Source organism: Sulfuricurvum sp. (genome assembly GCF_049587615.1).
Taxonomy (GTDB): domain Bacteria; phylum Campylobacterota; class Campylobacteria; order Campylobacterales; family Sulfurimonadaceae; genus Sulfuricurvum.
In genome coordinates, this window is the sequence record NZ_JBAVEF010000053.1 from 1 (window position 1) to 22,350 (window position 22,350).

22 protein-coding genes are annotated in these 22,350 nt (G+C 42.9%); 16 read left to right on the forward strand and 6 right to left on the reverse strand.

Annotated elements, in window-relative coordinates; genetic code table 11:
• The 9 genes from WB308_RS10115 to thrC form a co-directional block, all read left to right on the forward strand.
• Positions 1-1,943: hypothetical protein (locus WB308_RS10115; RefSeq protein ID WP_424191129.1), on the forward strand; the 1,943-nt coding region annotated here is incomplete at its 5' end.
• 160 nt (positions 1,944-2,103) lie between these two features.
• Complete coding sequence (locus tag WB308_RS10120; RefSeq protein WP_424191130.1) at positions 2,104-2,322, forward strand: hypothetical protein; 219 nt, start codon at positions 2,104-2,106, stop codon at positions 2,320-2,322.
• Positions 2,309-2,605, forward strand: a complete 297-nt coding sequence (locus tag WB308_RS10125; protein ID WP_424191131.1) for a type II toxin-antitoxin system RelE/ParE family toxin — start codon at positions 2,309-2,311, stop codon at positions 2,603-2,605. The genes WB308_RS10120 and WB308_RS10125 overlap by 14 nt, the downstream gene beginning before the upstream one ends.
• Before the next feature lie 102 nt (positions 2,606-2,707).
• Positions 2,708-3,520: a ferritin-like domain-containing protein gene (locus tag WB308_RS10130; RefSeq protein WP_424191132.1), complete on the forward strand. Its 813-nt coding sequence runs from the start codon at positions 2,708-2,710 to the stop codon at positions 3,518-3,520.
• A gap of 60 nt (positions 3,521-3,580) precedes the next feature.
• Positions 3,581-4,381, forward strand: coding sequence for an NAD+ synthase (locus tag WB308_RS10135; protein ID WP_424191133.1), 801 nt, complete (start codon positions 3,581-3,583; stop codon positions 4,379-4,381).
• 11 nt (positions 4,382-4,392) lie between these two features.
• A complete protein-coding gene (locus WB308_RS10140; protein ID WP_424191134.1) occupies positions 4,393-5,511 on the forward strand; it encodes a DegT/DnrJ/EryC1/StrS family aminotransferase in 1,119 nt (372 codons plus the stop codon).
• Positions 5,508-6,422 carry a tetraacyldisaccharide 4'-kinase gene (locus WB308_RS10145; RefSeq protein WP_424191135.1) on the forward strand — a complete coding sequence of 305 codons (915 nt, stop codon included), beginning with the start codon at positions 5,508-5,510 and terminating at the stop codon, positions 6,420-6,422. The genes WB308_RS10140 and WB308_RS10145 overlap by 4 nt, the downstream gene beginning before the upstream one ends.
• Positions 6,406-7,257: an acetylglutamate kinase gene (gene argB / locus WB308_RS10150; RefSeq protein WP_424191136.1), complete on the forward strand. Its 852-nt coding sequence runs from the start codon at positions 6,406-6,408 to the stop codon at positions 7,255-7,257. The genes WB308_RS10145 and argB overlap by 17 nt, the downstream gene beginning before the upstream one ends.
• Before the next feature lie 88 nt (positions 7,258-7,345).
• Positions 7,346-8,815, forward strand: coding sequence for a threonine synthase (gene thrC / locus WB308_RS10155; RefSeq protein ID WP_424191137.1), 1,470 nt, complete (start codon positions 7,346-7,348; stop codon positions 8,813-8,815).
• Between the two features lie 12 nt (positions 8,816-8,827).
• Here thrC and ppk2 read toward each other — a convergent pair whose 3' ends face one another.
• A complete protein-coding gene (gene ppk2 / locus WB308_RS10160; RefSeq protein WP_424191461.1) occupies positions 8,828-9,760 on the reverse strand; it encodes a polyphosphate kinase 2 in 933 nt (310 codons plus the stop codon).
• A gap of 35 nt (positions 9,761-9,795) precedes the next feature.
• Positions 9,796-11,712 (reverse strand): thioredoxin domain-containing protein, encoded by a 1,917-nt coding sequence (locus tag WB308_RS10165; RefSeq protein ID WP_424191138.1) that lies wholly within the window; start codon positions 11,710-11,712, stop codon positions 9,796-9,798.
• A gap of 189 nt (positions 11,713-11,901) precedes the next feature.
• Between WB308_RS10165 and dsbD the strand changes: the two genes are divergently transcribed.
• Entirely contained in the window at positions 11,902-13,707 is a 1,806-nt protein-coding gene (gene dsbD, locus WB308_RS10170) for a protein-disulfide reductase DsbD (protein ID WP_424191139.1), read from the forward strand.
• Complete coding sequence (locus tag WB308_RS10175; RefSeq protein WP_424191140.1) at positions 13,707-14,090, forward strand: thioredoxin family protein; 384 nt, start codon at positions 13,707-13,709, stop codon at positions 14,088-14,090. Before dsbD ends, WB308_RS10175 begins: the two co-directional genes overlap by 1 nt.
• Before the next feature lie 70 nt (positions 14,091-14,160).
• On the opposite strand, the gene WB308_RS10180 is transcribed toward WB308_RS10175, so the two are convergent.
• From WB308_RS10180 to WB308_RS10190, 3 genes are read right to left on the reverse strand one after another with little or no spacing between them, the layout of a single operon-like run.
• Positions 14,161-14,685: a hypothetical protein gene (locus WB308_RS10180; RefSeq protein WP_424191141.1), complete on the reverse strand. Its 525-nt coding sequence runs from the start codon at positions 14,683-14,685 to the stop codon at positions 14,161-14,163.
• A complete protein-coding gene (gene lpxB / locus WB308_RS10185; protein WP_424191142.1) occupies positions 14,678-15,727 on the reverse strand; it encodes a lipid-A-disaccharide synthase in 1,050 nt (349 codons plus the stop codon). Before lpxB ends, WB308_RS10180 begins: the two co-directional genes overlap by 8 nt.
• Positions 15,724-16,080 (reverse strand): c-type cytochrome, encoded by a 357-nt coding sequence (locus tag WB308_RS10190; RefSeq protein WP_424191143.1) that lies wholly within the window; start codon positions 16,078-16,080, stop codon positions 15,724-15,726. Before WB308_RS10190 ends, lpxB begins: the two co-directional genes overlap by 4 nt.
• 63 nt (positions 16,081-16,143) lie before the next feature.
• Between WB308_RS10190 and WB308_RS10195 the strand changes: the two genes are divergently transcribed.
• Complete coding sequence (locus WB308_RS10195; RefSeq protein WP_424191144.1) at positions 16,144-17,361, forward strand: amidohydrolase family protein; 1,218 nt, start codon at positions 16,144-16,146, stop codon at positions 17,359-17,361.
• A gap of 73 nt (positions 17,362-17,434) precedes the next feature.
• On the opposite strand, the gene WB308_RS10200 is transcribed toward WB308_RS10195, so the two are convergent.
• Complete coding sequence (locus WB308_RS10200) at positions 17,435-17,734, reverse strand: chorismate mutase (RefSeq protein WP_424191145.1); 300 nt, start codon at positions 17,732-17,734, stop codon at positions 17,435-17,437.
• 222 nt (positions 17,735-17,956) lie between these two features.
• On the opposite strand from WB308_RS10200, the gene WB308_RS10205 reads away from it, so the two are divergent.
• The 4 genes from WB308_RS10205 (at position 17,957) to WB308_RS10220 (ending at position 22,235) form a co-directional block, all read left to right on the forward strand.
• The gene (locus WB308_RS10205; protein ID WP_424191146.1) at positions 17,957-19,360 is read left to right on the forward strand and encodes an FAD-dependent oxidoreductase; all 1,404 of its coding nucleotides are present in this window, start codon (positions 17,957-17,959) and stop codon (positions 19,358-19,360) included.
• Positions 19,361-19,550: 190 nt separating this feature from the next.
• A complete protein-coding gene (locus WB308_RS10210; protein ID WP_424191147.1) occupies positions 19,551-20,279 on the forward strand; it encodes a sulfur oxidation protein in 729 nt (242 codons plus the stop codon).
• A 14-nt stretch (positions 20,280-20,293) separates the two neighbouring features.
• On the forward strand, positions 20,294-20,707 hold the full coding sequence (locus tag WB308_RS10215; protein ID WP_424191148.1) for a hypothetical protein: 414 nt from the start codon (positions 20,294-20,296) through the stop codon (positions 20,705-20,707).
• A gap of 301 nt (positions 20,708-21,008) precedes the next feature.
• Positions 21,009-22,235, forward strand: coding sequence for a hypothetical protein (locus WB308_RS10220; protein ID WP_424191149.1), 1,227 nt, complete (start codon positions 21,009-21,011; stop codon positions 22,233-22,235).
• Positions 22,236-22,350 lie beyond the last annotated feature (115 nt).

Below are 22,350 nucleotides of genomic sequence, written 5' to 3' on the forward strand. Positions count from 1 at the left end.
GGAAAACGCTTCAAAAAGTATCTCAATTCGCTTTTGATGAAAAAGATATTTTTTTAGAACTTATTGAACCCTATCGAGATACTCACCATCTTTCGCTGATTACATTTTTAATATTTGGTTATTCAAAAAATCCAGAAGAATATAAAAATGCAATATTGTCCTTATTGACAAATGTAAAACTTTTGGAAGAGTTGTCTTTTGATCAAGATATTGGATATGAATTGCTAACACTGTTAAATAGGTTATTTAACTCATACAGTGAAATAGAAAAAGAAAGTATATTTACGTCTATTCTTCAGGTAAATCCAAAATGGGAAAGAACCTATTATGTAGGAAAGTGCCACGGAACGTACATTGGATTACAAAAATATGAACTTTTATTTCAACTTGATATAGAAGATATAAAAAAAATCGGTTATCTAAGAGCGTTTCAAGAGTTGCAAAGAAAATTTTATTGGTATAAATTAAAAAAACCTCATAAAGTTGAAGGTGGTTGGGTTGGAGCACCTTTAGATGAAGAGGTTTACAAGAAAATGAATTTGGGACACTGGCTTCAATCAATGAAAGTATTTGATGGCACTGTATCAAGAAATAGTGTAAAAAATTTTTCAAGAGGCGGTAAAACTGAACATTATAGGCAATTTGAAAAAGAAGTTACAGAAAATCCAGATAAGTTTTATGATTTTTTGCTGAGAATCAAGTCAGAAAACGTCCATCCTGATTATTTGTCTGCTGGGCTGAATGGGGTTATTGCAGCTAACTACAATGAAGAGAAAATTTTAGCGATTATCCATTTGTATTCGGATGTTGATGATAGCTGGTTAAAACGGACTCTTTTAAAAGGTATGAAACATTTAATACATCGGGATAAATTTGATGATAGCTTAATAACTATTTTGGAAGTGAATAGAGATGTTAAGTATGAAGGTTTAATAAGGGATACGGATAAGTTTCAGACTATTCATGATTATATGTCTAGTTCAATTAATTCTTTTGAAGGTGATTTCGCAGAACTACTCCCGTTAGTTTATAAAAATGTAGTTAATGATGAAAATAGTACAAAAAGGGTTATACGCCTTATTAATAATGTTATTGATAAAAATGTAGATTTTGTTATTTTTGGATTATTAAGAACTTTAGGAAATATTGAATCTGTCGATAAAATTTTATTTGCAAAGCTTCTAGTTGACCTTATAGAAAAAGATGAAATCGGACAAGTTTCAATATTTTCGTTACACAATTTTCATTATTTATATCTGAATGAGTATGTCTCAAAAGAACAATTGCTCGTATATATTAAAAAGTGTATATCTTTTGCAAAAATTGTAAAAGATAAAGAAGATGCTCATTATATAAATAATTTAGGAATGTTTTTATTTTACTATCACGTAACAGAAAAAGATAAAATATTTGAAGAGCTGCTGAATGAAGCGATTAGTTCTAATAGCCAAATTATTCATGGAGTATTACGTCAAATTTTTGAAGAAGAGTTACATTCAAAAGATCAAGAAAAAGTTGAAAAATCAAAGCAATTTATTTTAAAATTTAAAAATGATGAAGAGAATGACTACTTTTATACGTTTGATTTAGCAAAAATGAAAGGATTGAATTTTATAAAAGATGATTTTGGATTTATTAAAAGTTTAGCAGAATCTCTTAATATAAGAAAAGAAGTCAAAAGTTTTATTGAATATTTACAAAATGAGTATTATTTAGATACTAATCTTTCTGAAAAAATATTTGAACTTTTAGATGTACTCATACATAATATTGATGCAAATAAAGAGATGGGTTATTATGATTCAAGACCGTTGATCGAGTTTATATTAGAGTTGAATACTAGAACAAAATCGGATGAAAAGAAAATAGGTATACTGGATTTAATGGATAAGTTTTTAATGAGCGACACATTAAGACATACTACTAAAGCGGCAATTGATTGAGATAATTGGGAACAGGCTGAATTAAAATGAGCAAACGATTTTATGAGATTATGTTTGAGGGAGAAAACAGATGAGGGAGATGTTGATTTATCAAAACGAAAGCGGAGAGATAAAAACCATTGATATGATACAATAAGCCAAAACACATGAAGGAATTATAATGTTATCAATACAGTTAAATAATCCTGAACTCGAAAGTTTTATCCAAGACGAATATCGAGGTGATGAAAACACTCTCATGAGACAATTTGTTGAATTTTTACAATTTCAAAAAATTAAACATGAAGTTAAAACATCGATTGAAGAACTGGATCGTGATGAGTTTATAGGACTTGACGAAGCATTTGAGATGGCTACGGCAAAGTATGTACAACATTAAAAGTATCGTTTTTTCTAAAAAAGCAACCTATAGATTAACAAAAATTACTGATTTTATTTATAACCAAAGCCAATCGGATACGATTGCACTTGCTTATATGGCGAGATTAAAACAATATATCTTCAACATTCTTACACAATTTCCTGAGTCCGGACGTAAAGCCGAAGAGTATGGCAAAGCAATTCGAAAACTTGTTTATCAGGGATATTCGATTCTTTACCGTATCAATGAAACTAAATCACGGGTTGAGATCGTTAATATATTTAGAGAAAATCTCCCTTAAAAATTTATGATTAGCGAAGAAGATATATTTTCTGAAAAACGGGGGAAAGCTGAATCAAAATGAGCAAACGATTTGATGAATGGACAAGATATAATTGCAACTATGAAACTCTATGAAACCCTTGAATCGATTTTGACCACTCCGACACCGAGCGAAAAAATAGCGGCATTTAGGGATTTTTACCATCTCTACCAAAACGGTACAGTGATTCGCGACACGCAAACGCCTCCTGCCGTTTTTTCTTCCCCCTCCTATCGCGATTTTTGTACGGTCATCGATCCTAAAGAAGTTCCCAGACGAACGAAACTCAATACGCCGCAGGGTCAGATGCTGCTTTTGCACGCGATTGCTCATATTGAATACAGTGCCATCGATTTGGCTCTCGATGCGGTATATCGTTTCCGTGACTGCGGTGAGGCTTACGAGCGTGATTGGCTCTCGGTGGCGGACGATGAGGTGCGTCATTTTGAGATGATTGAGGCTTTGTTGCGAGAACTGGGGAGTTTTTATGGAGAGTATCCGGTCCATGATGCGCTGTTTGAAGCTTCCATGCGGACACTGGATCTGCATGAGCGGATGGCGGTGGTACCCAGATACCTCGAAGCCAACGGATTGGATGCTACTCCGCTGATTTTGAAGAAACTTCAACCGCATGCATCGTATCCGATGGTACAAAAAATCATGGCAGCACTTCATATTATTTTAGATGAAGAGGTCGATCATGTCCGAAAAGGGGATGTGTGGTTTGAATACGCTTGTGCACGTGAGGGGAAAAAGCCTTCGAGTTATTTTGAGATCATCGAAAAACATTATCCGAACAGTTTTCCCCGCAGAATTGATATAAACTGCACGGCAAGGGAGCAGGCCGGATTTGATAAGAGTGAATTGGAACGTATTTCATTAACCAAGTGTTGATAACTTCGTTACCGAAATTAGTTATAATACAAATTGTTAATACAAAAATAAGGTTAAGCGGTGGGTAAATACGAGCTGATCAGCCGGTATCTGAGCGAATTTTTGAGTCAGGAAGTTCGCAAAACCGGTCTGCAAAAAGTAGTTATCGGGTTGAGCGGAGGGATCGATTCCGCCGTTGTAGCGGTGTTGGCTCACCGTGCATTTGGCAACGATCTGCTGTGTGTCAAAATGCCATCGCACTATTCATCTCGAAGCTCGTTGGATGATGCCGATGCGCTATGCGCCGCATTTGATCTTCGTTCCGAGACCTGCAGTATCGAACCGATGCTCCGTGCGTATGAACATCCCGATATGTCGCCGCTTCGGATCGGTAACCTTTCTGCTAGGTTACGAATGGTAACACTTTTCGATATTTCGGCACGCGAGAGGGCTTTGGTACTGGGAACCAGTAACAAAAGTGAGCTGATGCTCGGTTATGGGACACTGTATGGGGATTTAGCGAGTGCGATCAATCCTATCGGTGATCTGTACAAAACAGAGGTGTTCGAGCTGGCACGTTATTTGGGGCTCCCTGACTCGATTGTTTCCAAACCCCCTTCTGCGGATTTGTGGGCAGGGCAGAGTGATGAAGCGGAAATCGGGTATCCCTATAGCGAACTGGATCGTGTATTAAAGCGTTATGTCGAAGAACGGCATACCTCCGAAGAGATGATAGCAGGTGGAGAAAATCCTCAATTGGTCGATATGATCGTAAATCGTATTTACAAAAACCAGTTTAAGCGTAAAATGCCCGTTATCGCGAAATTGACCTCACGAACGGTCAATCATGATTTTAATTATCCCAGAGATATAACCTTATGAAGGAAGAAAATATGAGTATCCCATTTTACCGTGTCGAAGTCGGCGGAGATGAACGTGAAAAAATCGATGAAGTATTCGACGGAGAGGCGCCGAATATTATCGAAGATTTGGAAGCGGCATTTGAATCGTATGTCGGTGCCTCTTATGCGTTGGCAACCTCTCACGGAACGGCAGCCTTGCATTTGGCGATGTTGGCGATTGATCTGAAACGGGGTGATAAAGTGCTCTGTTCGATCAATGCGTATCCTTCTGTTCCTGAAGTGGTACGCCATTTTGATGCAGAACCGATATTTATTGATATCAATCCCGATACCTTTACGATCGATCTGGACAAACTTGAAGCCTATTTGAGTGAAAACAAATCCAAAAAACTCAAAGCGGTAATCGTTTCGCATGTAGCAGGTCAAAGTGTGGATTTGGATCGTCTTTACGGTATTGCAAAGCTCTACGATGTAAAAATCGTCGAAGATGCATCGGATGCGTTAGGTGCAAGCTACAATGGACAAAAAATAGGTTCTACGGGCGCTGACATCACCTGTTTCGATTTCAGTCCCCATTTACGCCGCAACGTTTGCAACGGCGGAATGTTAGTGTGTGATGATGAAGAGATTATGGAACGGGCAAAATTGCTGCGCAACCACGCGATGATGATCGAGGATGAAGGGTTGGGATACATTTATGATGTAACCGATATCGGAAGCCAGTATATGATGAGCCCTCTGGATGCGGCAACTATCTTGGTTCAGCTGGAAAAACAAGATGATAATATTGACCGTCAGCGTCAAATCGCTGAAGTTTTTAACGAGCGTCTTGCCGATGCACCGCACATCAAACTTCCCGTAGCCAATGAGGAACATGCCTATTCGCTCTACATTATCAAAGTTGATAAAAATCGTGACTCGTTTGCACGTGAGCTAGCCGCTCGGGGAATCGAGTGCGGTCTCCATTACATTCCCCTCCATTTATTGAGCTATTATAAGTCAAAATATTCATTGCGGGTTAATGATTTCCCCATCGCCCTTCGTAATTATCAGCAAGTTCTCTCCATTCCGAACTATGCGGCGCTCAGTGACGATCAGGTCGAAGAGATTTGCGATGCAATTTTGGATGTAGCTTCAACACGCGTTTGAAACGTTTTTGGGTGCAATGGGGTGAGGGGTATCTCTATCACCCCTCTTGGGTACAAAAAATCCTCTCTTTTTTCCTTTTACCCCTAAGCTGGCTTTATTGTTGGATCGCATACCTGCGATATCGCCGCAGTGTGCCGAAATCTTTTGGAATTCCGGTCGTAAGTGTCGGGAACCTCACTGTCGGCGGGAGTGGAAAAACCCCGGTCGTCATCGAATTGGCCAAACAATTCGATAAGCCGGCGATTGTACTGCGCGGGTACGGCCGTAAAAGTCATGGAATGGTGGTTGTCAAAGATAAATCGACGATCCTGTGTGACGTCATCAAAAGCGGTGATGAAGCGATGTTGTATGCACAGTTACTTCCTCATGCCACGGTTATTGTAAGCGAAATCCGGGAGAGGGGGATCGCCGAGGCTGCATCCATGGGATGCGAAGTGGTACTCCTCGATGATGGATACGGGAAGCATTCCATTGATAAACTGGATTTGGTGATCGATGTCGTAACCCCTAACCGTTTTTGTCTCCCCTCCGGAGCGTATCGGGAAAAGCTGTGGAGTGATAAACGCGTGGTAATGCTGCAGGAGGGGAGAACGTTTAAACGTTCCGTCACGATCCAAAATCCGACCGAAAAAATGGTCTTGGTAACCGCGATTGCACGCCCGCAGCGGCTTGATCCTTTTTTACCGGAAGTGATAGAGAAGGTCTATTTTGAAGATCACCATTTCTTTACCCAAGGGGAACTCGAAATGATTGTGGAGCGCACGGGTGCTACGAGCCTCTTGGTAACTTCAAAAGACTTGGTTAAAATGTCGTCTTTTAAACTCAATATCTCGGTTTTGGAACTCTCTATTGAGTTAAATGAGACGATAATTACTACAGTGAAGGATTATGTAAATGCAGCGAAAAATTGATACCGTTAAAACTCTGATGGATGCGATGCCGTTCATCAAAGAGTTCCGTGATGAGATCGTTGTCATTAAATACGGCGGGTCGGCTCAAACCTCCGATGAACTCAAAGCCAAATTCGCCCAAGACATCGTACTGCTTCACCTCGTCGGGGTGAAAGTGGTGATCGTACACGGCGGCGGAAGCCGTATCTCTCAGCTCTTGTCCGATCTGAAAATCCCGACCGAGTTTATCAACGGTGAGCGGGTCAGTACCCCTGAAGTGATGCGGATTGTCGAGATGGTACTCAGCGGGGAGATCAACAAAGAGATCACCTCACTCCTCAACTCCTACGGTGCCAAAGCGATCGGTATCAGCGGTAAAGATGCCCATTTCTTGCGTGCCAAGCCCAAAGACGAAGCGAAATTCGGTCTTACGGGGCGGGTCGAGAGTGTGAACGGCTCGGTCATCCATAATCTTTTGCAAGAGGGTTTCATCCCTGTCATCGCCCCTATCGGGTGTGATCCTATCGTCGGTCATCCGGGGTACAACATCAACGCCGACCTTGCCGCATCGGCTATCGCGGCGGCTATCGGCGCGTGCAAAGTGATCTTTATGACCGATACTTCGGGAGTGCTCAACAAAGATAAAGAGCTTTTCTCAACCCTCACCGAAGCACAGGTCGAAGCGCTCAAAGCAGACGGTACGATTAGCGGCGGGATGGTTCCGAAAGTCGATTCATGTCTCGAAGCGGTCGATGCGGGGGTTCAAAAAGCCCACATCATCGATGGACGTATCGAACACGCGATCTTGCTCGAACTCTTCACCTCTGAAGGCGTTGGGACACAGATTACATTGTGATCCCCATTTTCTTCTTTTTGTTTTCTCCCTCTAAGCGTTACGTGATACCCTCTTTGTTATAATCACGAAAATTTTACAAAGTGGTACGATGAAATTTATAGAAACACGCGGAAATGACGGAATCCATCCACAGGAGATCACCTTTTCGGAGGCGATTTTAAGCCCCATCGCTTCATTTGGAGGATTGTACGTTCCCAGTGAACTTCCAAATTTAGGCGAAGCATTTCTCATTAAGCATCTGAACTCTTCGTACAAAGTGTTGGCAAAAGATTTACTCACAACCCTTGCGATCGATATCGATCCGTCGGTGATTGATGAAGCATTATCTTTATACGATAAATTCGATGATCCTTCCCATCCGGTACCGGTAGTGAAAGTGCGCGATGATTTGTATGTGAGTGAACTCTATCACGGGCCGACGAGAGCTTTTAAAGACATGGCATTGCAGCCTTTTGGTGTGGTCCTCTCTTCCATTGCCCAAAAACGGGATGAAGAGTATCTGATTTTGGCGGCAACGAGCGGAGATACGGGGCCAGCAGCATTGGAAACATTCAAAAACAGATCCAATGTTCGTGTAGTGTGTCTCTATCCTGATGGGGGAACTTCGGATGTTCAGCGCCTTCAAATGGTGACGGAAGATGCGGCAAATCTTAAAGTGATCGGAATCAAAGGGGATTTTGACGATGCCCAAAGTGCTCTCAAGCGTCTGCTTGGTTCTGCTACTTTCAAAGATGCGCTGAAAGCAAAACATATCTCTCTCTCAGCGGCCAATTCGGTGAACTTCGGACGGATAATTTTTCAGATCATCTACCATATCCACAGTTATCTTGAGTTGGTACGCCAAAATGTCATTACAATGGGCGAAAAAGTGTATCTTGATGTTCCGAGCGGAAACTTCGGAAATGCATTGGGCGGGTATTATGCTTACAAAATGGGGCTTCCGGTTGAGAAAATCATCATTGCTTCGAATGAGAACAATGTCCTTACCCGTCTCATCAATACCGGGCGCTACGATTTGCGCGGCGAGCATGTTGTTGCGACGACATCGCCTGCGATGGATATTTTGATCTCGAGTAATGTTGAGCGTATCTTGTTTGACCTGTTTGGAGATCAGCGTACGAAAGAGTTGATGAGTGGATTGGAAACAGAGCGGTTCTATGCGTTGAACGATGATGAGACGATCAAACTCCAAAACTTCTTTTCTGCGGATTACTGCAACGGCGCAGAGGGAAAAGGGTATATCAAAGAAGCGTTTGACAGCGGTTATTTAATGGATCCGCACACCGCAACATGTTTTAAGGCTTACGATTGTTGTGCGACCAAATCCCTTAAAACCATCGTCTATTCGACGGCGGAGTGGACCAAATTTTCTCCGACGATTGCCAATGCCCTCACCGGAGAGAAAGGTGCAAATGACCTTGATGCGCTTGCATCGATTGCGGCAACGGCAAAGGTAGAAATTCCTGCGATGATCAAGGGATTGTTTACGAAACCGATTGCCCAACCGATTGTCATCGAAAAAGAGAATATCGAAGCCGAAATCCTCAAATTTCTCTAACCTCTTTGGAGGTTATCCTCTTTCATTCATCTCTTCATTTTTTTTCAGTGACATACTCGATTCCATCAGTTTTATTTCTTGATCGCCGCTCAATAGAATTTTATCGGATGTTTCCAGATGGGTGAGTTTTGGTTTTTTGGGATATTCGACACGAGCAAGGATATGACGGATACAGTTGATACGCGCTTTTTTCTTGTTGTCGGATCGGATAATAATCCATGGCGCATGATCGGTATGAGATGCAAGCAGCATCGAATATTTGGCAATGGTATATTTGTCCCACATTTCCTGAGACTTGGCATCGATAGGAGAGAGCTTGAATTGTTTAAGGGGATCGGTTTTTCGTTCTTTAAACCGGGCCGCCTGCTCATTTTTAGAGACCGAAAAATAAAATTTGAATAAAAGAATATCCGAATTCACCAGCATACGTTCAAACTCGGGAACTTCGTGTAAAAACTCTTTATGTTCCGCTTCATTACAAAACCCCATGACCGGTTCGACTCCGGCACGGTTATACCAGCTGCGATCGAAAAAGACCATTTCTCCTGCACTGGGGAGGTACTGGGTATAGCGTTGAAAGTACCATTGGGTTTTTTCAACATCAGAGGGTTTGTCCAGAGCAACGATACGGGCACCTCGGGGGTTGAGATGTTCGGTGATCCGTTTAATCGTCCCCCCTTTCCCGGCAGCATCACGTCCTTCAAAAATCATCAAAACTTTTAACCCTTTGTCTTTGACGTGATTTTGAAGTTTGAGGAGTTCGATTTGGAGTTTTTTCAGCTCCTCTTCGTATTCTAAGACCGATTTTTTGACCCAAATAGGAAGGCGTTCTTCTTTATGGCTTTCTTTTCGTTGCTCTTTGACGGGATCTTTTATCTCTTTTCGCCGCTCTTGATGGATAATTTCTGAAAGTGTTTCGGCTTTGTTGATTTCTTCCGTTGCCATAGCGTGTTTTGCGCCCATACCGACTCCTTTTTTAGTTATAACGTTGAAGCGATCAAAGCTTCAAGTTGAGCGGCATCTTCTGTCGCCGCAAAGCATGAGTTTTCGCCGCAAATGGTAAATTCATTGAGAGTCTCGTCATTTTTGAGGAGAACAAAGGGATAGTGAAAAGGAAGTTCTAGCCGGGCAAGATTTTCAGATTTGTTTTTAACAACCCGCTGTTCGCTCAGATAACGGATCACCTCTGCGGTAAGGGTAGGATAATAGATAGGTGTTTTCATCAGTTTAATCGATACGTATTCGAGACTTTTGAATGCGAAATGGCGATATTTGGAATCGACCAAAATCCCAAGACTCAGTAATACATTGATCATAATTGCCATTGCACTGGGATAGGTACCATCATCGAGCTCGGCAACCGTAGTAAAGGCTCCGCGGCTGAAATACAATTTCCCCTCTTCATAAAAGTGTTCTAACGCCTTATTGGCAAAACGCTGTGCATCAATCAGGTAGTGTTCATTTTGTGTTGCTTGATACCCTTCGAGGAGAGCATTGCACACATAAGCGTAATCTTCTAAAAAGGCGTCGATTTTAGGTGTTTTATGGATGAGGGTAGAGTGTTTGAGTTGGTCGTTTGAGAACATTGTTGATTTGAGCTTTTCCAGAGAATGGATTGCTTGTGTGGTGTAAGCATTGTCGACTTTTCCCAAAACAAATAACGCTTTGATCATCATGGCATTCCATGCGCTGATCACTTTGCGGTCGATAAAGGGATACGTCCGTGTTTGGCGCAGAATGCGCAGCTCTTGCCGAAACGCTTCAAACCATTCGGGACGTTTCGGTGAGGAGAGACGGATAATGCAATGTCCCTCAAAATTTCCTTCCGGTGTCGCTCCGATCACACGCGCTGCTTCCTGTGGATTGTCGACGTGGCATTTTACGATAGCGGCTGCGATTTCATCATAAGAATAGACAAAATATTTTCCCTCTTCACCCTCCGTGTCCGCGTCGCTGGCGCTGTAAAACAGATCATCCTCCATCATAAATCGGATCATAAAATCGGCAGTTTCACGGGCGATACGAATATAGTTTTCATCTTTGTAAAGCACTCCTGCTTCGGCATAAAGGGTGCAGAGAAGGGCATTGTCGTAGGTCATTTTTTCAAAATGGGGAACGAGCCATGCCTCATCGGTACTGTAACGGCAAAATCCTCCGTCGATGAGGTCATACATCCCTCCCAATGCCATTGAATCGAGTGTATGGGTAAGGATCGCTTTTATTTTTTCGTCAGGTTCAAGGCGATCAATCGTCATTAAGGTTCGCAGGGTAGAGGCATGCGGGAATTTCGGGGATTTTGAAAAACCGCCGTTGTTCTCATCGTAATTGTGTCCGGCTTGCTGGGTAAATTGGGGGATGATTTTTGCATTCAGAGCGGTTGCCTGAACGGGTTCGTTTTTAGGACGGAGGTATCCGGTGATCTCATCGGCGTTTTGGAACAGCTTTTCATCGTTTTGGGCGATTTTATCGGCGATAATGGCGGTAAGTTCGCTAAAGCCCATCATCCGCTCTTGATTGTACGGAGGGATATAGGTGGCGGCATAAAAGGGTTTGTTCTCGGGGGTGCAGAAAATCGAGAGAGGCCATCCCCCGCTTCGACGATTAAGGAGCATATGAAGCTCCTGGTAATGTTTGTCGATGTCGGGGCGTTCTTCACGATCGACTTTGATACAGATAAAATGCTGATTGACAAATTCGGCAATCTCGGGATTTTCGAATACTTCATGTTCCATGACATGACACCAGTGGCAGCTGCTGTAGCCGATGGAGATAAATATTGCTTTGTGCTCACGCTTGGCCCGATCAAATGCCTCATCGCACCATGGATACCACTCCAGCGGATTCTCTTTATGTTGTTGGAGGTAGGGAGAATCCTCAAATGCGAGACGATTGGACATGATAGGCTCCGTGTAAATTTTAGACTTCGATCTTCTAGGAATTTTATCTCTTCGGCGTTCAAAAACAGTGTCGTGTAGTGTAGCATTTAAGGCTATGAGTAAGCTGAAAAATGTTAACAATGTTGCTCTGTGAGGAAGCTCACAGTTAAATGCGGTAAAATAGAGAAGAAATTTAGATGAGGTTCCTATATGCGTTGGCTGTTTTTTTTACTTATTTCATTAAATGTCTGGGGGGTCGGTTTTTTACAGCCTGAAGAGGCATTTAAACCTTCCATCACGCTGATTGATGAAAGTACGATCGGTATCGAGATAGAGTTGGGTGAGAAAATTTATCTCTATAAAGAGAAAGTGAGCGTTGTCGATGCCGATCCTGAAGACGGGATTGATTTTGCGTCAGTCAACATGGCAGAAGCGGTCGATCATGAAGGTGAAGCCGTTTTTGAAAGATCTCCGGCTATTCGTGTCAAGCTCACGAAAAGCGGCGATATCCGCGGTGAACACCCCGTCAAAGTGAACCTTTCTTATCAGGGGTGCTCTTCTGCGGGATTATGCTATGAACCGATAGAGACGACTTTGCAAATTACGGTCAATGCAGATAACTTGAAAACTGGAAGTGAAGCAAGTTCGTCGATCCTACAAGCTCCTGCCGTGGATACTGCAAATGTAGATGTGATCTCTCCAAAAGAGGAGCCAAAAACTTCTGAAACGGATCGTATCGCTAGTGTAATCGAAGGGGGAAGTCTCTGGTTTATTATTTTGAGCTTTTTCGGCTTCGGTTTACTGTTGGCGTTAACCCCGTGCGTATTTCCGATGATTCCCATTATCTCTTCGGTGATTGTTTCACAGGGTGCCGGTTTAGGTACGAAAAAAGCGTTTTGGCTCTCTGTGGTCTATGTTCTTTCGATGGCAATAGCCTATACGATAGCGGGCATATTGGCAGGGCTTTTTGGAGCGAATCTTCAAGCGGCATTTCAAACGCCGTGGATTATTACCCTCTTTTCCCTCATCTTTGTGGTTCTGGCAATGTCGATGTTTGATCTGTTTGAACTTCAGATTCCTAATGCCATACAATCGCGTATTACACAAATCAGCGGGAAACGGAGCGGTATTGTCGGGGTTGCGATTATGGGATTCTTATCGGCCCTTATTGTCGGACCGTGTGTTGCCGCCCCGTTAGCCGGAGCACTGATTTACATCGGCCAAACGGGAGATGCGTTGCTGGGGGGTGTGGCCTTGTTCGCACTGAGTATCGGTATGGGGATTCCTCTGGTTGCTGTTGGGACGAGTGCCGGAAAATTCATGCCGAAACCGGGTGTCTGGATGGACAACGTCAAATCGATTTTCGGGGTGATGCTCATCGGCGTATCGATTTGGATGATCAGCCGCATCCTGGATGAGAATATTTCGATGATGCTATGGGGCGGATTGGCAATATTTGTAGCGGTTAATATTGGAGCGCTGGAGCCGATTCGGGGACGGTGTATCCGATGCCATAGAGCCAATAAAAAAGCGCTGGGGATTATCATCTTCCTCTATGGAATGTCGTTGTTGTTAGGCGGTATGAGCGGTGCTACCAATCCGCTGCATCCACTTGATCCGTTCTTACCGAACAAAGAAGCGGTTGCAGCAGTGTCGGATCAACATAAAAAATTCGAGAAGATTACCTCCATCGAAGAGTTAGACGCGATTCTGTCCGAGAACAAAGGTAAGCGGGTGATGGTGGATTTTTACGCCGATTGGTGCACGGCATGTAAAGAACTCGAAGAGAAAACCTTCAGTGATGAAACGGTAAAAACGGCGATGGACAACTATGTTCTTGTTCAGGTCGATTTGACCGCGAACGATGAGGCTGCAAAAGCGATCAGTTCAAAATACGGTATCTTCGGTCCTCCGGCTATTTTGTTTTTTGACGAGAAGTCAGAGCGTATAAAAAGTGCTGATATCGTCGGTTTTAAAGAACCGAAAGAATTTTTAAATCATTTAGGAGCATTCTAATGGGAAAAATAATTTTGGCATTGTCAATTTTGGCAACATGCGCTTTCGCCGAACTCAAATGGGCGCCGTCGTATGATGCGGCATTGGCACAAGCAGCCAAAGAGAAGAAGAAAGTGATAGTGATGCTCTCACGTGAAGAGTGCCCGGCATGCGAATACATGAAAGATATCGTTTTTGAAGAAAAAGCGGTTGCCAACGAAATTCACAACAACTTTATTCCGGTGTATTTGGATATTCACAAAGATTTCATCCCGGAAGGGTTGGGATATATCGGTACTCCGACATTTCATTTTCTAACTGCATCCGGAAAAAAGATCGGTCGACATGACGGTGGGGCGAATATTCCGACATTCCTCGGCATTTTAGGAAAGATGAAAAAGTAGGGTGCAAACGAAACGCTCTGCCTCAAATGAGGCAGGAACAGGGAATGGGTATTTCCATGTATTCTAAAAATTACTTTTCTACCAATCTGTCTAAAATATAAAGCTGCATATTTTTATGCGGTATCTCTTTTTCTAACGCTTCAGAATAGATCTTCGCCACCTCTTTGGCATGCAAATTATAATCAAAATGGGGAAAATGGTTTTCCCATGCGGTTCGGATGATACGCAGTGCAACCGTATCGATGAGGTACTCTTTAAAAATCGCGTAGGTCGCAAAAAACATCCCCGTAAACAATATCGCCATTAAAATCAAAAGATGGCAATCGATTTTTGCCAAAACGGTATGAAAAAGTGCCGATGCGGGGAGAAGAATCAGGTGCCAAAGGGCGATAAAAACGAGATAGCTTCTCCCGATACTGAGACGGAACCCGGGGATTTTCCCTTCCAGTTTCAACCCCTCCTGATACATTTTATTCGTTTTTAAAAGATCGCGAAAAAGCATCGGCCCATCACTGAGGGCAAAGACATAGGGGATGATCTTCTGATCAGTTAGATTGCGAATAGAGGATTTTGTCCATGAAAAAATTCTAAGCATTGTGATCCTTGATAATGTTACTGACACGTGCCGCACTCCCATGTTGTAAGAGTTCACGTAAACGTCCGGCATCGCTGAAAAAAGCGTTTTTGTCCATTTCTTGATAGCCATTATACAGATTTTGGGCAAATACGTCGTTTTGCAGGTATTCAGGATGCAGTTTACGTCCGTACGCATGGGAGAATAAAATATTGCCCAACCCTACGTAATCAAGTTTGACAAGACGTGAAGCAATCGCGTAATCGAGAGGTTTGGCGATATAGGCCAGGAGAAACGGTGTTCCGATTAGGGCCGCTTCCAGCGTTGCCGTACCGCTGCAGATAAAAGCAAAATCGGACTCTGCCAAACTTTGATGTGCCGCATGGGCAACCTCAAACGCAGAAATATCACCGTAAAGTTCTTTGATCTTTTCAGATGTAAAATGAGGGGGGATAACAAGAAGGGAATGGGCATCGAGCATGGACCGGAGCTCTCGGAACACCGGCATCAGCCGCTTTATCTCTCCGGGGCGGCTTCCCGGCATAAAAGTGATTTTTCCGCTGGGGGAAAGATCCGTTTTGCGCAGGGTGATCTCATCAAGCAGGGGATGGCCGACATATTCGATGGGAGCATCGGGGGAGTAGTATGATGGCTCAAATGGGAGGATGGAGCAGAGTTTTGTAATGGTTTTTTCGAGTACCGGAATCCGTTTTTTCTTCCATGCCCATGCTTGTGGGAGGATATAGTAGATAATCTCTTTTTCAGGATAGCGTTTACGAATCGCTTTGGCCAGGGGGAGATTAAATCCGGATGAATCGATGAGCAGTACTTTATCGGCATGTTCCGCCAATTCTACCATTTGGTCTTTAAGACGAAAGAAAAAAGGGAGTTTGAGGAGTGCATCCACAAATCCCATGACCGAGGTGGCGCGGAGATCAACGATACTTTTTCCTAGAGTGTTGTCAAATATTCCTGATAACACGACATCGTTTCCCAATTCTTTTAGTAAATACGATAAATGGATATTCGCAGAGTGCTCAAGTGCACTGACTAATAGTTTCATGATCCTCCGTCTCCTCGAGTGCTGGTATCCATTTTATAGTTACTTTTATTTTCATGATAATCGCTTAAAAAGGTTGTCAAAGCATCAATCTCTTTGTCGGAGAGCTCGGAGGCAAAAGGGATCATGAGCTGCGATTGCTGCGTATTTCCGCGTTTTGCTCGGTATTCTTTGAGTTTGTAGATCAAAAACGGTTTGCGTCGAAAAGCGAGAGCAGGATAAAGGTTCGATCCGGTGGCTGAGATCCCGTGACATCCGTTACACCCTTTGGCAAAATAAAGTTTTTTCCCCATCGAGTAAAGATCAGAACCGCCGTAAAGAAGGAGTGGAAGCAAAAAAAGGATGATTTTAGACACATGTACCCTTTTTATAACATTTCTTAGACTAAAATTGCGTAATTATACCTAACGGGAGCGATTATGATCATATCGGGCGCAATTATCTGTGATATCAATGGAGAACGACGTGGTGATGTTCGAATTGAAGAGGGGGTGATAACTCAAATCGGTGAAAATCTAAAGGGGGATGAGATCATTGCGGCGGATGGGTATTACTTGATTCCAGGTCTTGTCGATACGGACGTACGGCTCAAAGACTCTCAGCTGAATCGTACGAATCTTGAAAAACTTTCACGCCGCTCTCTCAGTGGAGGCGTTACTACCGCACTTCTTGCAAGTGATTCTACTCCGCGTATTGATAATGAGATAACCTTGGAATTTGTTCAACAGCACCGCTATTTACTTAACGGAGCGACCATCGAGACAGCGGTCAGCGCATTGAATGAATCGGGGGTTCTTAGCAACATCGCGATCATGCTGAAAAAAGGTTCACGTGCGGTACACACTTCGACAATCCAAGATTACAATCTGATCAATCGAATCGCACAGTATCTTAAAATGGCCAATAAAGCGTTGTTGTACAAAGCCGAAGATAAAAGCCTCTTTGAAAGCGGTGTCATGGCAGATGGCACGGTTGCATCTCAACTCGGGTTACCGGGGGTATCACCGATGTGTGAAGTTGTCCATGTTGCTTCGATGATCGAAATTGCGCGTCATTTTGGGATCAGAATCGTTTTCAAAAGTGTTACGGAACCTCGATCGATTGCATTGATCGCCGAAGCACGCAAGAGTGGGATAGATGTCCAGTGTGAAGTGGCCATTCACCATTTGTTTAAAAATGATTCGGCATGTTTGGGATTTGATACCGATGCAAAAATCAATCCGCCTTTGGTCAGCGAATCCAAGCGTCTTGAACTTATTAATGCACTTCAAAGAGGGGATATTCACTCCCTCACCTCACTTCACCAGCCTAACTCCGATGTACACAAAGATATCACTTTTTATGATGCCAATGTAGGGACAACGTCGATTGCCGAATATTTACCGCTTATGTATACGTATCTAATCAAAAACGGCATTATAACTATGGCAAAATTGGTTGATTTGGCTTCACGTGCTCCGGCGGAACAGATAGGGATTAAATCAGGGGAGATCTCGGTAGGATCAAAGATTGATTGTATTTTATTTGATCCGGCACAGACGACGCAGGTAACGCATCATCACAGCCTCTATAAAAATGATACGCTGCAGGGCAAAGTGGTTATGGCCATTTGCCGAGGCGAAGTAACAAAGTTTTAAATTTTCGTCATTCCCGACCTGATCGGGAATCCAGCTAGATTCCCGCCTACGCGGGAATGACGTTAATAGAGCATTAAAGCGATTTTGCATTCCTAAATTCTGAAATTTCCGCTTCAACCATTTCGTCGATCATAATGGTGTAGAGTTTTGTAAGAAGGTTCGGCGAAACACCGAACTCCATGGCACGAGACCGCACACGATCCATAACCGCTTCCATTCTCTCATTGGCTTTGATCTCTTCAATGGAGTGTTTAAAATTAGCCGCTTGTTTGACATAGCCGTTACGCGCAGCAATAATTTCGACGATTTGATCATCCAGCCGGTCGATATGGTTACGAACTTCCTCTAAAGAATGGCACTCTTCAATTTTCATTCAGAATCTCCCTTGCAAACATAACGATATGATACCATATAATAGTCTTTCTCTCTATCTATCACATTTATATCACCTAAAATCATATAATAATATCTTATTTGGGTTTTTTTGATATATTTCACTATTTCTTATAAATATTTAAGATTAAGACTATTATGATGTCCACAGCGATAATTCAGATTTCGCAATCGATATTGCATACGATGAAGGAGACTCATTATGAACATTTCAAGACGTGACTTACTTAAATTTGCCGGTCTCAGCGCAGCTGCTGCTGCCGTAACCGGTTGTACTACTGCGACAGGTGCAGCTCCAGGTGCACAATCAGCTGCGGGTAAAATGCTCGGTAAGCATCAAGTTGTTATCATTGGTGGAGGTTGGGGCGGCTTGACCGTTGCCAAAGAATTGAAAAAAATTGATCCAAAATTCGATGTTGCGATTATCGAAAAAAATGACAGCTTTATGTCTTGCCCGTTTTCAAACTGTAACCTCGGTGGACTCAAAGGTGTCAGTCTTAGCACCTTGACCCATGACTATTCTCAAGCGGTTGAGAAAAACGGCTATGGAATGCTTACCGCAGTGGTTACCGGAATTGACCGTGCCAACAAAGTAGTTCACACGTCTAAAGGTGGAGTGGGTTATGATATCTTAGTAATGGCTCCTGGTATCGATTACAACTATAAAGGACAGTTCCCGACATGGTCTGATGCGAAAATCGCAAAAGCTCGTCGTGTAGCACCGGCAGCGTTGGTTCCGGGCGGTGAGCACGTTTCTCTTGATCGTCTGGTAAAAACAATGGATGAAGGCGATGTTGTTATCACGGTTCCAGCAGGTAAGTATCGTTGTCCTCCGGCTCCGTTCGAGCGTGCGAGTATGATTGCGAATCACATGAAAAAAGAGGGATTAAGCGGTAAAGTTATTATCCTTAATGAAACCGCTGAAATTGCTAAAGGTGCAGCTTTCAAAGAAGCATGGGCTGAAATCAACAAAGGTTCCGTAGTACACGAAAGTAACTGCAAAATTTCTGATGTTGATTTTGATAAAAAAGAGATCACGTACGTTCAAACAGTATTCAAAGACAAAGATGATACGGAAGGAACTAAAACGACTAAAACTATCAAATACGGTGTTTTTAACTTTATTCCTCACAATATGTCGAATCCGGTCATCGAAATGTCAGGGGTTGAGACAACCAAAGACGGATTCAAAAAAGTCAAAATGGCTTCTACTCCTGAAAAACCGGTATCTTTCCAAACAGCTAGCGATGCAAGTGTTTACGCCGTCGGTGACGTTGTCGGGCACGCTATTCCTCCAAGCGGTCAATCAGCGATCTGGTCAGGTAAAGAGTGTGCGAAAGAGATCGCTCACGTTCTTCATGGCAAATCGTACAGTGTTGCCTCAGCACTGCCGTACAAAAGTGCGAACGTTTGTTACTCAATGGTTGGAGAAAACCCTGAAGAAGCGATTATGGTTAACCATGAGTTTATGGTTGCAGGTCCCGTTATCGGTTCTAAAGGAAGTGTCCCTAAAGGTGACGAAGTCAATAATAAATTCCGTTCAACCGGATTGGCAAAAGCGACGCACGACTGGTATAAAGGTGCAATGCGCGACCTTTTTAATTAATTTTAACGCGTATAGACATACCTGTTTTGTCACTGCGAGTGAAGCGCGGCAGTCTGCTATGGATTGTTTCGCCGTTTCACTTCTCGCAATGACGGTAGGGCTACTCTGTGAGTGCCCATGTATGTCCCTTTGGAATAAAATGCAAAATCTGCTACACTAACTACTCAAAATCATTCACACGGAAAATATTATGGATAGAAGAAATTTTTTAAAAGTTGTTGCGGCTGGTGCGACAGTTGTTGCGGTTAACCCATCCTTGATTCGCGGGAATCTCTATGCAAACGACGGTACACTTTATAAATCGTATGAAAAGACCCAACTGGTAGATGCTGCCGGAAAACCAATCAAAGCTTCTGCCCTCGCAAAAGAAGTGACTTATATTTTCAACTATCCGTACGCATCAACGCCGTGTATGTTGATTAACCTTCCTCAGCCAACCGAAAAAGAGGTTGCTTTGAAATCGGACAGCGGAGAATCGTATGTTTGGAAAAGTGGTGTCGGTAAAGAGCGTACTATCGTAGCGTACGTAGCAATCTGTACCCATCAGATGACCCATCCGACCCCAAATGACAGCTTTATTACGTATGTGCCGAAAGCGAAAAAAACAATGGCATACGATAAAAGCGGAATTATTGTCTGTTCATCCCACCTCTCGGCATTTGATGCCGGAGCCGGTGCCAAAGTCCTCGGCGGTGCTGCGACACAGCCTTTATGCGCAGTTGTTTTAGAACATGCGGCAGATGATACCCTGTGGGCTGTCGGAATTTTAGGACAAGACAAGTTCCATGACTATTTCAAAGAGTTCCGTCCTGAGTTCAAAGAGTTTTACGGCGGACCGGCGGAAGCTAAGAAATTGGTTTCCATTTCGGCAAAAACGGTCAAATTGACCGAATTTACCAAAGAAGTCATCCAATACTAAATAAAGGGGTATTTATGAAAAAAATAGTAGCAGCAGCATTTGTCGGAATGGTATTGGTCGGTTCAGCGAACGCGGCACAAACAAAAGATCCGCGTTTGGAGCTGATGAAAGATATGCGTACGATGATGGACGCGATGGAGCAAATCCAGCGCGGCGGTTTGTACAGTTCAACGGAAGATATGAAGCTCGGGGTGAAAAAACTTCAGGGGACACTTTCCTCGCTGGAGGGTGAAGAGGTAAAAGCAATCTTGCCAAAAGATCAGGTGTATGCCTATAAGTTTGCCCAAAAAACCGCTCAAATGCTTCGTATGTACTCCGATGACATGATCGTATCGATCGAAGCGGGCCGTATGGATAATGCGTTGGATGACTATACCCAGCTTCTCAAGCAATGTACGTCGTGTCATATGCGTATCCGCAACTGGTAAGCAATTACTTTCCGCTTATTACACCTTCGACTTTCTTTTTCCCAAGCGCTTGCTTGGGACTCTATCCTATTTTTCTATAGTAATAAATCATTTCTTTTTCTCATCTATCTCACTGCTTCTTGATAGGAGTGTTACATAAATGACGCTTTTTATCACAATTTTGTCTCACAGGATAACAAATTTGTTAATATATTAGAAATACCAATAAAAATCAAGAAATCTTTAAGAATTAATTGTTATGATTGTCGCATGATTCGAAATAAGTAAATCTTATCTCGAACGGTTTCTTGAAGGAGAATGAATGAAATTAGGAAAACTTAGTCTAGTCGCTGTATTGGCTCTAGGAACAAGCGCGTTTGCGATTGATAATGTAAAAGTAAACGGTGATGTAAAAATTATTTATCAATCAAATGATGTTCAAAATTCTACATCGGATATGTTCGATAAAGATGCTTCGGCGGCTGGTGTCGGTATTCGAGTAGGGGCTACTGCTGATTTGATATCAGGTGTGAGTGCAGGAGTTCAAGCACAAGGGTTTACAACACTTGGATTGGAAAATAATCTTGTAAGTGCTGTTATGGCTACAGGAAGTGTTGATGATCAATCTTCTATGTCACAAGCATGGTTGGCTGGAACTTTGGGTAAAACAACCGTTAAAGTCGGTCGTCAAGAATTGGATACTCCATTAGCATTCACTGAAAAATGGAACGTTGTGTACAACACATTTGATGCGGCGGTTGCTATCAATACAGATCTCCCAAACACAACTCTTGTTGGTGCATGGGTTGGTAAAGATAATGGTATGGGTGCATCTACTGTAACTACATCACCAGGAAATACTGCACCTACTTTGATCAACAGTACAGGGCAAACAGCATCTCTTAGTGCAGGATTTGATACCTTTGGTGCGAAAGGTGCCTATGCAGCTGGGGCTATCAATAACTCACTTCCAAGCACAACTTTGCAAGGTTGGTATTACAACGTAGTTGATCTTGCGACTGCTTACTGGTTGCAAGCAGATACAAAAGTTGCAGGTATGGTTAATTTGGGTGCGCAATACGCTGGAATGGATCCTGATTCAAGATTCGGAAATCTTAATGATTCTACCATCTGGGCTGTTAAAGGTGCGGTGGATGTTTCTGGTGTGAATCTTTATGCGGCATACTCTTCAGCTGATAAAGATGGTGTACTGGGTTTCGCCAATACAGCAACTGGAGATAAAACAAAAATTTATACCGGTCTTGATTCAATTTACATGGATGGTATCGTAACCCGCCCGGGTACGGACACTATTAAAGTTGGTGCATCCGCTGCGTTAGCAGGTGTTAAACTTGCTGCAGCTTACACAGATTGTAGTGTAGATGGTGCTGATAACGATATCTCTGGTATTGACCTTTCTGTAAGTGGAAAAGCAGGTCCATTGAACCTTCAAGCAATCTATACAATGGTTGATAATGAAGTTGCTTCTGGTAACTATAGCGGTTTAGATCGCGACACTATCCGCTTAATCGCTGTATTGCCTTTCTAATCCCCTGCAGGGTATTAGAAAATTTTTTTTCTTCAGGGCCTTCGGGCCCTTTTTATTCTCCTTATGTTAAGCTTTTCGCTAGAGGATTCGTCACCCTCTAGCACTCTCAACAACT

What these genes read in the sequence shown, in the direction of transcription:
- WB308_RS10120 (WP_424191130.1), top strand. Translation starts at nt 2,104, where the DNA reads ATGTTATCAATACAGTTAAATAATCCTGAACTCGAAAGTTTTATCCAA.
- WB308_RS10125 (WP_424191131.1), top strand. Translation starts at nt 2,309, where the DNA reads ATGTACAACATTAAAAGTATCGTTTTTTCTAAAAAAGCAACCTATAGA.
- WB308_RS10130 (WP_424191132.1), top strand. Translation starts at nt 2,708, where the DNA reads ATGAAACTCTATGAAACCCTTGAATCGATTTTGACCACTCCGACACCG.
- WB308_RS10140 (WP_424191134.1), top strand. Translation starts at nt 4,393, where the DNA reads ATGAGTATCCCATTTTACCGTGTCGAAGTCGGCGGAGATGAACGTGAA.
- argB (WP_424191136.1), top strand. Translation starts at nt 6,406, where the DNA reads ATGCAGCGAAAAATTGATACCGTTAAAACTCTGATGGATGCGATGCCG.
- thrC (WP_424191137.1), top strand. Translation starts at nt 7,346, where the DNA reads ATGAAATTTATAGAAACACGCGGAAATGACGGAATCCATCCACAGGAG.
- ppk2 (WP_424191461.1), bottom strand. Translation starts at nt 9,760, where the DNA reads ATGGCAACGGAAGAAATCAACAAAGCCGAAACACTTTCAGAAATTATC.
- WB308_RS10165 (WP_424191138.1), bottom strand. Translation starts at nt 11,712, where the DNA reads ATGTCCAATCGTCTCGCATTTGAGGATTCTCCCTACCTCCAACAACAT.
- dsbD (WP_424191139.1), top strand. Translation starts at nt 11,902, where the DNA reads ATGCGTTGGCTGTTTTTTTTACTTATTTCATTAAATGTCTGGGGGGTC.
- WB308_RS10175 (WP_424191140.1), top strand. Translation starts at nt 13,707, where the DNA reads ATGGGAAAAATAATTTTGGCATTGTCAATTTTGGCAACATGCGCTTTC.
- WB308_RS10180 (WP_424191141.1), bottom strand. Translation starts at nt 14,685, where the DNA reads ATGCTTAGAATTTTTTCATGGACAAAATCCTCTATTCGCAATCTAACT.
- lpxB (WP_424191142.1), bottom strand. Translation starts at nt 15,727, where the DNA reads ATGAAACTATTAGTCAGTGCACTTGAGCACTCTGCGAATATCCATTTA.
- WB308_RS10195 (WP_424191144.1), top strand. Translation starts at nt 16,144, where the DNA reads ATGATCATATCGGGCGCAATTATCTGTGATATCAATGGAGAACGACGT.
- WB308_RS10200 (WP_424191145.1), bottom strand. Translation starts at nt 17,734, where the DNA reads ATGAAAATTGAAGAGTGCCATTCTTTAGAGGAAGTTCGTAACCATATC.
- WB308_RS10205 (WP_424191146.1), top strand. Translation starts at nt 17,957, where the DNA reads ATGAACATTTCAAGACGTGACTTACTTAAATTTGCCGGTCTCAGCGCA.
- WB308_RS10210 (WP_424191147.1), top strand. Translation starts at nt 19,551, where the DNA reads ATGGATAGAAGAAATTTTTTAAAAGTTGTTGCGGCTGGTGCGACAGTT.
- WB308_RS10215 (WP_424191148.1), top strand. Translation starts at nt 20,294, where the DNA reads ATGAAAAAAATAGTAGCAGCAGCATTTGTCGGAATGGTATTGGTCGGT.
- WB308_RS10220 (WP_424191149.1), top strand. Translation starts at nt 21,009, where the DNA reads ATGAAATTAGGAAAACTTAGTCTAGTCGCTGTATTGGCTCTAGGAACA.